Source organism: Ralstonia pickettii (assembly GCF_000607165.1).
Lineage (GTDB): Bacteria > Pseudomonadota > Gammaproteobacteria > Burkholderiales > Burkholderiaceae > Ralstonia > Ralstonia holmesii.
Genome location: NZ_JFZG01000008.1, coordinates 168,473 through 182,951 on the forward strand (window position 1 = coordinate 168,473; position 14,479 = coordinate 182,951).

Below are 14,479 nucleotides of genomic sequence, written 5' to 3' on the forward strand. Positions count from 1 at the left end.
TTCAAACGGGAGCGTGGCAGACGGCCTCAATGTTGTGACCATCCGGGTCGCGCACGAAAGCACCGTAGTAGTTCGGGTGATAGTGCGCGCGCACGCCGGGTGCGCCATTGTCGGTGCCGCCTGCGGCCGTTGCCGCAACATAGAACGCCTCCACCTCGGCACGCGTGTCGACGCGGAAGGCCACGTGCAGCGGCGGCTTGTTCGGCCCCTGCCCAGCCATCGCCGCTGAAATCCAGAACTCCGCCTTGCCGGGTGGGCCAAAACCGGCCACATCGGTGCGGCCGGTGACGGCCGCTGGAAACTCCAGCACCTTGGCCAAGCCAATGGCGCTGAACGCCTGTTCGTAGAACCGCTTGCTGGCTTCGAAGTCGCTGACAACGACGCCGGTGTGATCGATCATCCGAATCTCCTGGGTTGGAAACTGGCGCGCAACTGCGCGGCTGCCGCACAATACCGCCCATGACCGCCGCTGACCATCCCACCGCCTCCGCCGCGCCGCGCGCCCCCATCCTCACGATCCCCATCGCGGCGATTGCCACCGCCCCCGGGCGGGGCGGCATTGGCGTGGTGCGCGTATCGGGGCCCGACGTGCGGGCCGTCATGCAAGCCGTGTGCGGACGCCTGCTGACGCCGCGCCAGGCAACTTACCTGCCCTTCCTCGACGCCGACGGTAACGCCATCGACCGCGGCATCGCGCTGTGGTTTCCCGCGCCGCATTCGTACACGGGCGAAGACGTGCTGGAGCTGCAGGGCCACGGCGGCCCCGTCGTGATGCAACTGCTGCTGCAACGCTGCCTGGCCGCCGGCCGCGAGATCGGCCTGCGCGTGGCGGAGCCCGGCGAGTTCACGCGCCGCGCCTTTCTCAACGACAAGATGGATCTGGCGCAGGCCGAGGCCGTCGCCGACCTGATCGAGGCCAGCACCGAAGCTGCCGCACGTTCGGCGGCGCGATCGCTCGATGGTGCGTTCTCGCAGGCGGTGCATGCGCTGGTCGAGCGCGTGATCCATCTGCGCATGCTGGTGGAAGCAACGCTGGATTTTCCTGAGGAGGAAATCGACTTCCTGGAAGCCTCCGACGCGCGCGGTCAGCTCGCTGGCATTCGCGCGGCCGTGGATGGCGTGCTGGCGCAGGCGCGCCAGGGAGCGCTGCTGCGTGAAGGCCTGCACGTGGTGCTGGCTGGGCAGCCGAACGTGGGCAAGTCGTCGCTACTCAATGCGCTGGCCGGCGCGGAGCTGGCTATCGTCACGCCCATTGCCGGCACCACGCGCGACAAGGTACAGCAGACCATCCAGATCGAAGGCATCCCGCTGAACATCGTCGACACGGCGGGCCTGCGCGCTACGGAAGACGAAGTCGAGCGCATCGGTATCGAGCGCACCTGGGCTGCCATCGCCCGCGCTGATGTCGTCCTGCATCTGCTGGACGCAGCGGACTATCGCGCCAACGGCCTCTCGCCCGAAGATGCCGCCATCGACGCTCGCATCGCCGAGCACGTGCCCGCCGGCGTGCCAACCCTGCGCGTCGTCAACAAGATCGACCTCTCGGGCGTGGCCGTACCGGGCCGCGTGGATTCAGAGACGCCCGAGGTGTGGCTCTCGGCGCGCGATGGCCTGGGCGTTGAATTGCTGCGCGCGGCGTTACTGGAGATTGCCGGCTGGCAGGGCGGCGGCGAGGGGCTTTACCTCGCACGGGAGCGCCATCTCGCCGCGCTCCGCACGGCCCGCGAACATCTGGCCACGGCCGCAGAGCACGCAGATCAGCAAGCGCAATCGCTGGACCTGTTTGCAGAAGAACTGCGGCTTGCGCAGGAGGCGTTGAACAGTATTACGGGGGCGTTTTCGAGTGATGACTTGCTGGGGGTGATTTTTAGTCGGTTTTGTATTGGCAAGTGAACGCCATGTCCGCCCACCCCATCTCCATCAAAGGCGTCCTGCACGCGCCCACCGGCGAGATCGTCCTGCTGCTCAATGAGCGCGAAGAATGGGAGTTGCCGGGCGGCCGTATTGAACTCGGCGAATCCCCCGTCGAATGCCTTGCACGTGAGATCGCCGAGGAGTTGAACCTGCAGGTTGAGGTGCGCAGTCCGATCGACACGTATCTGTTCGAAGTCGTGCCGGGCAAGCATGTGTTCATTGCCACGTATGCGTGCGCGCTGGTGGGCCCGTTTGAACCCATCGTCAGTCATGAGCACAAGCGCCTTGGGCTGTTTGCGCCCGACGCGTTGCCGGTGAATTTGCCGAAGGGCTATCGGGCATCGATTGCGGCGATGCTGGAGGCATCGGTTTAGCCCGATGCGTGTGCTCTTCATCTGCAGCCGCAATCGGCTGCGCAGCCCAACGGCGGAAGCGGTCTTCGCCAAGTGGCCCAACGTCGAGACAGATTCAGCGGGCTTGGCTCCCGATGCAGACGTGCAACTCGACGCCGACCAGCTCGACTGGGCTGAGGTGATTTTCGTCATGGAACGCAGCCATCAGCAACGCTTGTCAAAGCGATTTGGTTCGCGGTTACGCGACAAGCGCGTGGTGTGTCTGGGTATTCCCGACGACTACGTGTTCATGCAGCCAGAACTCGTCGCCTTGCTGGAGAAACGGGTCGGTCTGTATCTGCGCAGTTGATTGGTAAGCAAACCGTTCAATCCTTACCCCAACGCCAGCGCGGCGGCTCGCCTTTCCACCAGCAAACCAGCACCAGCAACGCCGTCATACCCAGCACGTACAACGCAAAGCTCGACTGTGTGCGCCCTGGGGGAAGCCCGACGATGCCCACCACCAGCAGTACGGCATAGATGGCGAGCACCACCCAGCCCTGCCAACGCGAAGGCAAGCCCCATCCCCAACCGTAGCGCTTGGCGGGGAACCAGTACCCGTTGGAATTGGTAGGCATCGTTGTCTGAGAGAGCGCATGCAAAGGACACACGCCAATGTACTCCCACGCAGAATCGGCGCAACAAACGCCAACAGCCAGCCGGTCGATACCGCTGGCGGATGTCGTTTGCAACAGAGAAGGGCGCGCGCTGAGCGCACCGAAGCGGCGGACAATGGCACACAGGCCATCAACCGCATCTTGCTAGCTTCTGTATCGGGGAGTGGAGCGTTGGTTGAATCCGGAAAGGCTTCCGGTGCGCGCAAGGCGCTACAAACCAAGCTCGGCGGAACGGAGGTCGATTGACTTCACACCGCCAGCGGCAGCACCCGATTGGTGCTACCGAAACAATCGCGCGATCTTAGTAGAGCTTCTTCGGCAGCATTTGCGAACGCAGGCGTTTACGCGTACGCGACACGGCAGCAGCCTTCTTGCGCTTGCGCTCGGTCGTCGGCTTTTCGTAAGCGGTGCGGGCGCGCAGTTCCTTGATCAGGCCAGTGCGCTCGATTTCACGGCGGAAGCGGCGCAGCGCAACTTCGACCGGCTCGTTTTCTTTCAGACGGATGGTGGTCATCGGGTCCCTTGCTCAATATTCGGGTGGACGGCGAAACAGCAGATTATATACCGCCCAGAGGGCGTGCAGTGTAGTTGAATCTGTTTACCGATGCAAGGCACTTCCGATTGTGGCGGAAAGGCCATTTCCTGCCGCAATTTTGTGCAGATGCGTGGCCTTGATGCTACGCCATGAGCGGCCAGCCTGCCGAAGGAGCGAGGAAGAGGAACGCCGCTTGCTCAGGGCGAGCATCTCTCCTGACTTCTATCGTGGAACGCGCTCCCAAGTCTGCGCCTGCGTTAGTTGCCACAAGCGCGCCGCCCTCTGCCGAAGCGCTGCCCGAACGGCTGCGCTATGTGGACGACACGCGCCCGGGCTACACCCGGCGCCGCCTGCGCGGCCGCTTTGTCTATTTCGATACGCGCGGCGAGCGCATCCGCGACCCAGCGGTCATTGCGCGCATCAACAAACTGGCGATTCCGCCTGCTTATACCAACGTATGGATCTGCCCACATGCGGGCGGCCATTTGCAGGCAACAGGGCGCGACGCGCGTGGGCGAAAACAATATCGCTATCACACCGACTGGCGCGCCTTTCGCGATGCCGACAAATACGGGCGGCTGCTGGCCTTCGGGGCAGCGCTGCCGCGGGTGCGTAAAGCGATTATCGCCCACCTGGCGGCGCCAGGCCTGTCGCGCGAGAAGATGCTGGCGACGGTGGTCTTTCTACTGGACGTGACGCTGGTGCGCGTGGGTAACGTAGCGTATGCGCGCGACAACCGCTCCTATGGGCTCACAACGCTGCGCAATCGCCACGTGGAGGTGCACGGCAACACGGTGCGTTTTCAGTTTCGCGGCAAGAGCGGCGTGGAGCATGATGTGTCGGTATCGGACCCGCGCCTGGCGCGCATCATTCGACGCTGTGTCGATCTGCCGGGGCAGGAGTTGTTCCAGTACATCGACGAAGCGGGCGACCGCCGCGTAATCGATTCCGCAGATGTGAATACATACTTACAAGAGATTACCGGCACGGATTTCACGGCGAAGGACTATCGCACCTGGGCCGGCAGCGTGCTCGCGCTGGATCTGTTGCGCGGACGCACGTCGGCGAACGCTACCGAGGCGCGCCGGCAGGTGGTGCAAGCCGTTGCTGCCGTGGCCCAACGCCTGGGAAACACGCCGGCCGTCTGCCGCAAGTGCTATGTGCATCCGGCCGTAGTGGACGCGTTCCTGGCGGGCGAGCTGGAAGCGCAGCCCCCGACCCGCGCACGCAAGGGCCTGCGACGCGAAGAAGTGGCCCTGCTTCGCTTTCTTGAATCCACTGCCAGCGCAAAGGGCACAGGCGAAAAAAAGCCCGCCTGAACAAGGCGGGCTTTCGAGCGAACAGACGCGAATTTACTTCGATTGCTGCGGCGTCATGTCCGGCGTGGCGGGCGCAACGCCCGGCGCAGCCGTCGGCTGAGCCTGCTGTGCGGCCACGGTGGTGCTGTGTTCCTGCAGACCGCCGCCCAGCGCCGTGTAAAGATCAATGGCGTTGGTCAGGCGAGCCAGGCGCGTCTGCACCAGCGTCTGGTCGGCGCTGAACAGATCGCGCTGCGCGTCGAGCACATCGAGGAAGCTCGACACGCCGTTGCGATAGCGCTGGTCAGACAGCGTCAGGCGATCGGCCGTGGCATCGCGGAAGCGCTTCTGCGCTGCCACCTGCTCTTCCAGCGTGCCGCGCGCCACGAGGGCGTCGGACACCTCGCGGAAGGCGGTCTGGATCGTCTTCTCGTAGTTGGCAACCGCGATCTTCTGGTTGGTCTTGGTCAAGTCCAGGTTGAAGATGTTGGTGCCCCAGTTGAAGATCGGCAGCGTCAGGTTCGGCACGAACGACCACAGCCCCGTTCCGCTCTTGAAGAGATCATGCAGCGCGCCGCTTGCCGTCCCCACGTTGGACGTCAGCCCGATGCTCGGGAAAAACGCCGCACGCGCCACGCCAATGTTGGCGTTGGCGGCAATCAGCTTCTGCTCCGCCTGACGAATGTCCGGGCGTTGCTCCAGCAGTTCCGAGGGCACACCCGGCGGAATGTCGGCGACGATCTTTTCCGACGACACCGTGGTCGGCGTGGGCAGGTCGGCCGGCAAGGGAGCGCCGACCAGCACCACCAGGGCGTTGGTCGCCTGGGCGTACTGGCGCGTGAGCTGAGCCACCGACACGCGCGCCGACTCCACCAGCGTCTCGGTCTGGCGCAGGTCCAGCGCCGACGAAGCACCCACATCAAACCGCTGCTTGGCGAGCTTGTAGTAGTCTTCGCGGCCCTTCAGGGTTTGCTGTGCCAGATCCAGCTGCTCGGCATAGGCGCGCTCATTCAGATAAGCCTTGGCCACCTGCGAGATCAGGCTGATCTGCGCGGCACGCCGGCCTTCATCCGTCGCCAGATAGCTCGCACGCGCAGACGACGTCACATCGCCCACGCTGAACAGGTTCACCTGGTAGTTGCTGATGCCCACGCCAAGCTGGTACTGCTTGGTGTAGATGTCGCCGCCGGTCGTCGAGATCGACGGCGGCGTATGGCTGCGCGTGTACGTGGCAGACGCATTGACCGGCGGCAGCAGGTCGGCGATCTGCAGGCGGTACTGCGCACGCGCCGCCTCGACGTTGAGCATGGCCACGCGCAGGTCGCGGTTGTTCTCAAGCGCAAGGCCAATCAGCTTTTGCAAGCGCGCATCGGGGAAGAACTCACGCCAGCCCAGGTCGGTCGCGCGCGGGGCGTTCTCACCGGGCTTGGCTGAGTCTGCCGGCACGGCGTAGCCGGCCGGTGCCTGCGGATAGGTGCTCGTTACCGGAGCATCCGGGCGCTCATACGTCGGCGCCAGCGAGCAGCCGGACAGCACGCCGGCCGCCAGCAGGAGCGCCGGCAGCAGCGCAGGGGTTCGAAAGGTCATCGTTTTCTGCATGTTCAGATTTCCTCGTCCAGCGGACGGTGCGCGGCATCCAGGCGGCGTTGACGCTCGCTGCCCTTGAAGATGCGGCGGACCACCACGAAGAACACGGGCACCAGCACCACGGCCAGCACCGTCGCGGTGATCATCCCGCCCATCACGCCGGTACCGATGGCGCGTTGGCTGGCAGAGCTGGCGCCCGTGGCAATCGCCAGCGGCAGCACGCCCAGGATGAAGGCGAACGACGTCATGATGATCGGGCGGAACCGCAGGTGCACGGCTTCCAGCGTCGCGTCGATCAGGCTCTTGCCTTGCGCCTGCAAGTCCTTCGCAAACTCGATGATCAGAATCGCGTTCTTGGCGGACAGACCCACCACCGCAATCAGGCCGACCTTGAAGTACACGTCATCGGGCATCGCGCGCAGCGTCACGCCCAGCAGCGCGCCGAGCACGCCCAGCGGCACCACCAGAATCACAGCAGCCGGGATCGACCAGCTTTCGTACAGCGCCGCCAGCACCAGGAACACGGCCAGCAGCGACAGCGCATACAGCGCCGGCGCCTGCGAGCCCGAGGCCTTTTCCTGCAGCGACTGGCCCGTCCACTCATAGCCGATGCCAGCCGGCAGCTTGGAGGCCAGACGTTCCATCTCGGCCATGGCGTCACCCGAGCTGGCACCCGGCGCAGCCGCACCCGAAAGGCGAACTGCCGGGTAGCCGTTGTAGCGCACGAGCTGCACCGGGCCGACGATCCAATGGCCCTTGGCGAACGTCGACATCGGCACCATGTTGCCCTGCCCGTTGCGCACGTACAGGTTCATGATGTCTTCGGGCTGCATGCGGTTGATCTTGTCCGCTTGCACGATCACACGCTGCTGACGACCGTAGTTCGGGAAGTCGTTGGCGTACGCCGAACCCAGCGCCGTCGACAGCACGGCGTTGATGTCGGTGAACGACACACCCAGCGCATTGGCCTTCTCGCGGTCGATATCCACCTGGTACTGCGGCGAATCTTCCAGACCTTCCGGGCGCATGCCCGTAATGACCTTGCTCTTCGCCGCCATCCCCATCAGTTGATTACGGGCTGCGATCAGCGCGTCGTGGCCCAGGCCAGCACGATCCTGCAGACGGAAGGTAAAGCCGGTGGCGTTGCCCAACTCCGGAATCGGAGGCGGGTTCAGCGGAAACACGATTGCATCGCGAATGCCACCGAACAGCGCACCAAAGGCACGGCCAACCACGGCATCGGCGGTTTGATCCTTGCCCTTACGCTCGCTCCAGTCCTTGAACGGCGTGAACACGATACCGGCGTTCGGCCCGTTGCCCGAGAAGCTGAAACCCTGCACGGCCACGATGTTCTCGACCGCCTTTTCATGCTTGTAGTAGTTCTCGACCTGCTTGATCACTTCCAGCGTGCGGTTGGCCGATGCACCCGGCGGCAACTGGATGTTGGTCACGATGTAGCCCTGGTCTTCGGTCGGCAGGAACGAAGACGGCAGGCGCAGGAACAGGAACACCACCGCAACGATCAGCGCAACGTAGATGACCATGTAGCGGAAGGTCTTCTTGAGCATGCGCTCCACGAAGCTTTGGTAGCGGTTCGTGGTGGTGCTGAACATGCGGTTGAACCAGCCGAAGAAGCCCTTCTTCTCGTGGTGCGAACCCTTCTCGATCGGCTTGAGCAGCGTGGAGCACAGTGCCGGCGTGAGCGTCAGCGCCATGAGTGCCGAGAAGAAAATCGACGACACCATCGACAGTGAGAACTGGCGATAGATCGCGCCCACCGAGCCCGAGAAGAACGCCATCGGGATGAACACGGCCATCAGCACCAGCGTAATACCGATGATGGCGCCCGTGATCTGGCCCATGGCCTTGCGGGTGGCTTCGCGCGGGGGCAGGCCTTCTTCTGCCATGATCCGCTCGACGTTTTCAACCACCACGATCGCATCGTCAACGAGAATACCGATCGCCAGCACGAGGCCGAACATCGTCAGCACGTTGATCGAGAAGCCCATCGCGTTCATGGTGGCGAACGCGCCCAAGAGCGAGATCGGCACCACGATCGACGGCACCAGCGTGTAGCGGATGTTCTGCAGGAACAGCAGCATCACCAGGAACACCAGCGCCATGGCCTCGAACAGCGTCTTGACCACTTCTTCGATCGAGATCTGGACGAACTTGGAGGTGTCGTATGGCACCTTGTATTCCACGCCAGCCGGGAAGTACTTCGAGAGCTCTTCCAGCTTGGCCTTCACGGCCTTGGCGGTGCCCAGGGCGTTACCCGTGGGCGAGAGCTGCACACCAATGGCCGAGATCGGCTGGCCGTTGATCCGCGCCGACGTCGAATAGGACTGGCCGCCCAATTCCAGGCGTGCAACGTCCTTCACGCGCACCAGCGAGCCGTCCGGCTTGGCCACCAGCACGATGTTGCCGAACTGTTCGGTGGTCGTGAGCTGACCTTCCACCACGACCGTCGCCGCGAGCGGCTGATCGGAGACAGAGGGCAGATCGCCGATCGTACCGGCCGAGACCAGCGAGTTTTGTGCACGAATGGCGTTGTAGACGTCCGTCGGTGTCAGCTTGTAGCCGACCAGCTTGGCCGGATCGATCCAGACGCGCATGGCGCGCTCCGTACCGAACAGAACCGCTTGACCCACGCCCGGCACGCGCTTGATTTCGTTCAGCACGTTGCGCGAGATGTAGTCGCCCAGCGCCACCGGATCCATCTTGCCGTCGGTCGATGCCAGCGTGGCGAACAGCAGGAAGTTCGCGCGGGCCTTGTCGACCTGCACGCCCTGCTGCGTCACCGCAGACGGCAACCGCGCTTCCACGCGCTTCAAGCGGTTCTGCACGTCCACCTGCGCCAGCGCCGGATCGGTACCGGCCTTGAACGTCACGGTAATCTGCGCCTGGCCGTTACCGCCCTGGCTGACCGACTCCATATAGAGCAGGCCGTCCGCGCCGTTCATTTCCTGCTCGATGATGCTGGTGACGGATTCGTCCAGCGTCTTCGCGTTTGCGCCCGGATACGTTGCCGTGATGATGACGGACGGCGGCGCGATGGTCGGGTACTGCGAGATCGGCAGCTGGGTGATCGAGATCGCCCCAGCAAGGATGATGAACAGCGCGAGCACCCAGGCGAAGACCGGGCGATCGATAAAAAACTTTGCCATGCGATGGCTCCTTGTTTACTGCTTGGCTGCCGGTGCGCTGGCAGCGGGAGTGCTTGCAGCAGGGGCGCTGGCCGCCGGTGCGGGTGCGGCGCCGCCACCCTGGCCGCCCTGACCTTGCGGACCCTTGCCCTGGCCTGCCGACATCGGCTGCCACGGCACAGCCTTGACCGGTGCGCCCGGATGGACCTTTTGCAGACCGTCGACGATCACCTTGTCGCCTGCCTTCAGGCCGCTGGAGACGATCCATTCCGTACCGGTCGAGCGATCGGCCTGAACCTGGCGCACGGCTGCCATGCCCTTCTCATCGACCACCATGACCGAGGCGCCGTCCGGGCTACGCGTCACCGCTTGTTGCGGCACCGTGATCGCCTGCTCGTCCACGGCCTGCTCCAGGCGGGCACGTACGTACATGCCCGGCAGCAGCGTGCGATCGGCGTTCGGAACAATCGCGCGCAGCGTGATCGTGCCCGTGGCCGGGTCCACCGTCAGGTCGGAAAAGTACAGCTTGCCCGGTTGGGCATAGGCACGGCCGTCTTCCGTCACGAGCGTGACCTTGGCTGCATCACCACCGGCCTTGGCCAGTTTGCCGTCCTTGAGCGCTTGCTGCAGACGCATCACTTCGGTGCTCGACTGGGTGAAGGTCAGGTAGATCGGGTCGATTTGCTGCACGGTCGTCAGCAACGTCGCCTCGCCCTGGCCCACCAGCGCGCCTTCGGTGACCTGCGCCAGACCGGCACGGCCGGAGATGGGCGAAGTCACGCTGGCGTAGCCGACGTTCAGCTTGGCGGTTTCCACGGCAGCGCGGGCGGCGGCCACGTCAGCAGTGGCTTGCTTGGCGGCGGCGGTGGCGTCGTCGTAGTCCTGCTTGCTGATGGCGTTGGTGGCAACCAGCGGCTTATAGCGTTCAGCCTTCAGTTGTGCCTGCGTTTGCGTGGCTTCCGAGCGCGCAAGCTGTGCCTTGGCACTGTCGAGCGACGCCTGATACTGCGCCGGATCGATCTGGAACAACTGTTGGCCGGCCTTCACGTCACTGCCTTCAGCGTAGGTGCGCTTGAGTACGATGCCCGCGACCCGTGCGCGCACCTGTGCCACACGCGTGGCCTCCAGGCGGCCCGGCAACTCGCTGGTCAGGCCAACGGAGTGCGGCTGCACGGTCACAACGCCGACTTCGGTCGGAGGCATGCCGGCGCCGCCCGGCCCTTGTGCCTGCTTGTTACCGCAGGCTGCAAGTGCCACCACCGTGAATGCGGCGGCAGCGAGTTGGTGATAACGGCGGGTGTTCGTCATAGATGACCCCATGTGGCGATAAGCGGAATGCCGGGTGCCGCCACGCCGCGCAAACGAGTGCGACGCCGGCAAACCGTCAGCGAAACCAAAAAAACACAAAACGAAAACGTCCGATGCTAGCTGCATCTGGCGGCATGCGATATGGCCTTTGCGACGAACTCGCAACAACTCGGACCAGAATGCTAAGACGCGGGAGCGATCGGCAGTCGATCTCCGACCTGGCCGCCGACAGACGCAAAGTCGGCCCCCAGACCACGTGCCCGGGATGGATGTGGCGCATACGGCCATGGGCAAGTGAAGGAGTGCGCGCTATTATAGATACGTTCGCGTATGTATGTAAGTCACGCCATTGAGAAATAGGGACTCCGTTGACACCTTTCCGGAGTTCGTAGCAATGACGGGGATCAAGCGAACATGCAACAAATACCGCGCTCCGACAAGCATTGTCAGCCAACGGACCCGCTGCCGCGTTGTGCGAAGCGCAATGGTGCGTTGCCGAAAATTGTGCATTGCACAAAAGCCAATCGAAAGAACGCCGGCTGGGGTGACACGGCGTTCCTCTGGAAGATCATGGTTAGACGAACGAAGGAAGAAGCACTGGAAACACGTAACCGCATCCTGGATGCGGCGGAAGACGTGTTCTATGCGCGCGGCGTGGCACGCACATCGTTATCGGATATCGCGCAGGCCGCGGGCGTGACGCGCGGCGCCATCTACTGGCACTTCCGCAATAAGACCGACGTTTTTGCCGCCATGTGCGAGCGCGTTAAGCTGCCCATGGAGACCATGTGCACCCCGCTTGGGGTGGAAGCTGATGACCCGCTGGGCGAACTGCGCACCGTGGGCAACTTCCTGCTGCGGCAACTCGTGGAAGATGCGCACTGGCGCAAGGTCTTCGAGATCATGTTCAACAAGTGCGAGTTCGTGGAAGACACGAGCCCCATTCTCAAGCGCCAACAAGAATCGTTTGAGGAAGGCATGACCCACCTGACAAGCATCATCGAGCAGGCAACGCGGCGCGGGCAGTTGCCGGCCGACCTCGACATCCCCCTGGCCGTGGCGCATTTCCATGCCACCTTCAACGGCATCATGGGCGATTACCTTTTCTACCCGGACGCCTCCAGCCTCGCCACCAAGCGCGAGCGCCTGCTGGATGCATGCATCGACACCCTCAAATACGCGCCGTCGCTGCGGCTGGAGCCGACCGCGGCCGCGGCCACGGCCGCCCTCACCGGGGCCTCGGCATGAACACGCCCGTGTTCGACCAGATGGTCTTTGCCGGCGGCGGCAACCGCTGCTGGTGGCAGGCCGGCTGGTGGGACGTCGTGCAGCCCGAACTGGGCTTGGCGCCGCGCGTGATTGCCGGCATCTCGGCCGGCGCATCGACGGCGTGCATGCTGCATGCATGGAATTCCGCCGAGCTGATGGATTACTACGGCGAAGCCCTACGCCAGAACACCCGCAACGCCCATTGGGGCAACCTGCTGCGCGGCGAGCGCGTGTTTCCGCATTACGGCATGTACCGCACGGCGCTGCTGACGGTTTTCAGCGAGGGCCGCTTCGGGCGGCTGGCGCAGGCGCCCGAGATCCGCATCGGCGTGGCGCATATCCCGCGCTGGCTGGGCGCACGGTCGGCGGTGGCGGCGGGGCTGATTGCCTACAACATCGAAAAGCACGTCCGCAAGACGCTGCACCCGACGCTGGGCAAACGCCTCGGCTTCACGCCGGAAATCGTGCGCGCGCAGGATTGCGCTACGCCCGAGGACCTGGCGGATCTTCTGCTGCAATCGGCCTCCACGCCGCCGTTCACGCCGGTGTTGCGGCGCGCGGGGCGGCCGGTACTCGACGGCGGCATGGTCGACAACGTGCCCGTGCACGCGCTGGACGCCACGCCCGGCGACGCGCTGGTGCTGGTCACGCGCCTATACCCGCGCCCGACATATTTCCGCATGGATGTGCCAGTGGCCGACGGCGTGCAGCGCCGCTTTTACGTACAGCCCTCGCGCAAGGTTCCCATTTCAAGCTGGGATTACACCCGCCCGGGCGCCATGCGCGACGCCTATGCGCTCGGCCGTCATGACGGCGAAACCTTCCTGCGCGAACTTCCACGCGGGTTTGCCACGGCGGTGGCTGCGTAACCACCTCCTCCAAAAACCGGCGGCGGGCGCGCCGCTTGCTGCACATGGCGCGCCCGCCGGCGTGCCATCAAGGTCGTCCGGCCGATGCTTCTTCGACGGACACCTCATGCCCGCAAACCCTGCACATGCGTTTGACCTGATCGTGATTGGCGCTGGTTCGGCCGGGCTCGCGGCTGCGCGCCGATCTGCGCAACTGGGGGCACGAACGCTGCTGATCGACCGCGCGCAAGTGGGCGGCACCTGCGTCAATCGCGGATGTGTGCCCAAGAAACTGCTTGGCTACGGCGCCGCCTGGTCGCAGACCATGGCGCGGTGCTTGCGCACCACCAACGCCGCCGATGCCTGGGCCGATGCCATCGCCCGCACGCGTGCCGAAGTCGCGCGGCTGCACGAAGCGCATTTCGCCCACCTGGCCGATGCCGGCGTGCAATGGCTGAGCGGCATGGCTTCGCTGCGCGGCCGCGGCATCGTCCGCTTGCAAACCGATACTGGCAAGACCACGCTGCGGGCACGCCAGATCGTGCTGGCCACCGGCGCCCGCCCCACGTCGCTCCCCACACCCGGCGCGGAACTGGCTTGCACCTCCGACGACGTGTTCGGCTGGGACACGCTTCCCGCATCGCTCATCATCGCGGGCGGCGGCGTCATCGCGGTGGAGATGGCGTCCACGCTGGCGCGCTTTGGCGTGCGGGTGACCGTGCTGACGCGCGATGCGCGCGTGCTGCCCGAATTGGATGCCACGGTGGCCGAGGCCGCCGCGCAGTCGCTGGCCGGCTGCGGCGTCGAACTGATCCTGAACGCCGATGTTGTCCGCATCGAACGCGATGCGGTGAATGGCGGCGGCGTGACCGTCTACGCGAGCATCGAAGGCAGCGACGCTCCCCGCGCGCTGCGCGCCCAGCGTGTGTTGAGCGCCATCGGCCGCGCGCCGAACATCGCGGGTCTTGGCCTGGACGCGGCCGGAGTCACGCTCGACGCACACGGACGCATCGCGGTCGACCGCCATTTCCGCACGCGCGCCCGCGGCGTGCATGCCGTGGGCGACATCTGCGGCGGCAGCCCGCTGCAATTGACACCCGTGGCCGCCGCGCAGGGTCGTTACGTGGCCGAACGCCTATTCGGCAAAGGCATCAAGCTGCCCGACATGAACACCGTGCCGATGGCCGTGTTCTGCGACCCGGCGATCGCGAGCGTGGGCCTGACCGAAGCCGACGCACGCACTCGCTGGCCCGAGTTGGGCAAACGCGGAGCGGACACCGACAAACGCGCCCTGGCAGACCGGATTGACGTGGTGGTCCGCCGCTTCGTCTCGCTGGAGCAGCGTTTTGCGGGCTCCGGCATGGAATCGCTGATCAAGCTGGTGTGCAATGCGCGCAGCGGACGGGTGCTCGGCGCGCACATCGTCGACAACGCCGCGCCAGAGATCATCCAGGCGCTGGCGGTGGCCGTACGCATGGGCGTCCGGCTCAAGCATCTGCATACCACCGTGGGCCTGCACCCGACGGTGGCAGAGGAATTGCTGAGCATGTAAGCGCACTCATTCA

The 14,479-nt window shown here is 64.7% G+C and carries 13 protein-coding genes; 7 read left to right on the plus strand and 6 right to left on the minus strand.

Annotation, left to right across the window (positions count from 1 at the left end):
* Position 1: 1 nt before the first annotated feature.
* On the minus strand, positions 2–400 hold the full coding sequence (locus BG83_RS0112245; RefSeq protein ID WP_024976996.1) for a VOC family protein: 399 nt from the start codon (positions 398–400) through the stop codon (positions 2–4).
* A 59-nt stretch (positions 401–459) separates the two neighbouring features.
* Between BG83_RS0112245 and mnmE the strand changes: the two genes are divergently transcribed.
* The 3 genes from mnmE to BG83_RS0112260 are packed head-to-tail and all read left to right on the plus strand — an operon-like array spanning position 460 to position 2,616.
* Positions 460–1,893, plus strand: coding sequence for a tRNA uridine-5-carboxymethylaminomethyl(34) synthesis GTPase MnmE (gene mnmE, locus BG83_RS0112250; RefSeq protein WP_024976997.1), 1,434 nt, complete (start codon positions 460–462; stop codon positions 1,891–1,893).
* A gap of 5 nt (positions 1,894–1,898) precedes the next feature.
* Complete coding sequence (locus BG83_RS0112255) at positions 1,899–2,288, plus strand: NUDIX hydrolase (RefSeq protein WP_024976998.1); 390 nt, start codon at positions 1,899–1,901, stop codon at positions 2,286–2,288.
* 4 nt (positions 2,289–2,292) lie between these two features.
* A complete protein-coding gene (locus BG83_RS0112260) occupies positions 2,293–2,616 on the plus strand; it encodes a low molecular weight protein tyrosine phosphatase family protein (protein ID WP_024976999.1) in 324 nt (107 codons plus the stop codon).
* Between the two features lie 16 nt (positions 2,617–2,632).
* Here the strand turns inward: BG83_RS0112260 and BG83_RS0112265 are convergent, their stop codons facing one another.
* Both BG83_RS0112265 and rpsU read right to left on the minus strand, forming a co-directional pair.
* A complete protein-coding gene (locus BG83_RS0112265; protein WP_024977000.1) occupies positions 2,633–2,884 on the minus strand; it encodes a hypothetical protein in 252 nt (83 codons plus the stop codon).
* A gap of 340 nt (positions 2,885–3,224) precedes the next feature.
* Positions 3,225–3,437 (minus strand): 30S ribosomal protein S21, encoded by a 213-nt coding sequence (gene rpsU, locus BG83_RS0112270; protein ID WP_003262970.1) that lies wholly within the window; start codon positions 3,435–3,437, stop codon positions 3,225–3,227.
* Between the two features lie 248 nt (positions 3,438–3,685).
* Between rpsU and BG83_RS0112275 the strand changes: the two genes are divergently transcribed.
* A complete protein-coding gene (locus BG83_RS0112275; protein ID WP_024977001.1) occupies positions 3,686–4,777 on the plus strand; it encodes a DNA topoisomerase IB in 1,092 nt (363 codons plus the stop codon).
* Between the two features lie 33 nt (positions 4,778–4,810).
* Here the strand turns inward: BG83_RS0112275 and BG83_RS0112280 are convergent, their stop codons facing one another.
* The 3 genes from BG83_RS0112280 to BG83_RS0112290 are packed head-to-tail and all read right to left on the minus strand — an operon-like array spanning position 4,811 to position 10,797.
* Entirely contained in the window at positions 4,811–6,355 is a 1,545-nt protein-coding gene (locus tag BG83_RS0112280) for an efflux transporter outer membrane subunit (protein WP_024977002.1), read from the minus strand.
* A 2-nt stretch (positions 6,356–6,357) separates the two neighbouring features.
* A complete protein-coding gene (locus BG83_RS0112285) occupies positions 6,358–9,510 on the minus strand; it encodes an efflux RND transporter permease subunit (RefSeq protein WP_024977003.1) in 3,153 nt (1,050 codons plus the stop codon).
* 15 nt (positions 9,511–9,525) lie between these two features.
* Positions 9,526–10,797, minus strand: a complete 1,272-nt coding sequence (locus BG83_RS0112290; protein WP_024977004.1) for an efflux RND transporter periplasmic adaptor subunit — start codon at positions 10,795–10,797, stop codon at positions 9,526–9,528.
* Positions 10,798–11,367: 570 nt separating this feature from the next.
* Here BG83_RS0112290 and BG83_RS0112295 point away from each other — a divergent pair.
* The 3 genes from BG83_RS0112295 to BG83_RS0112305 all read left to right on the plus strand — a co-directional run bounded on the left by BG83_RS0112295 (position 11,368) and on the right by BG83_RS0112305 (position 14,466).
* Positions 11,368–12,045: a TetR family transcriptional regulator gene (locus tag BG83_RS0112295; RefSeq protein ID WP_024977005.1), complete on the plus strand. Its 678-nt coding sequence runs from the start codon at positions 11,368–11,370 to the stop codon at positions 12,043–12,045.
* Positions 12,042–12,935, plus strand: coding sequence for a patatin-like phospholipase family protein (locus BG83_RS0112300; RefSeq protein WP_024977006.1), 894 nt, complete (start codon positions 12,042–12,044; stop codon positions 12,933–12,935). The genes BG83_RS0112295 and BG83_RS0112300 overlap by 4 nt, the downstream gene beginning before the upstream one ends.
* A gap of 106 nt (positions 12,936–13,041) precedes the next feature.
* Positions 13,042–14,466 carry a dihydrolipoyl dehydrogenase family protein gene (locus BG83_RS0112305; RefSeq protein WP_024977007.1) on the plus strand — a complete coding sequence of 475 codons (1,425 nt, stop codon included), beginning with the start codon at positions 13,042–13,044 and terminating at the stop codon, positions 14,464–14,466.
* Positions 14,467–14,479: the final 13 nt, after the last annotated feature.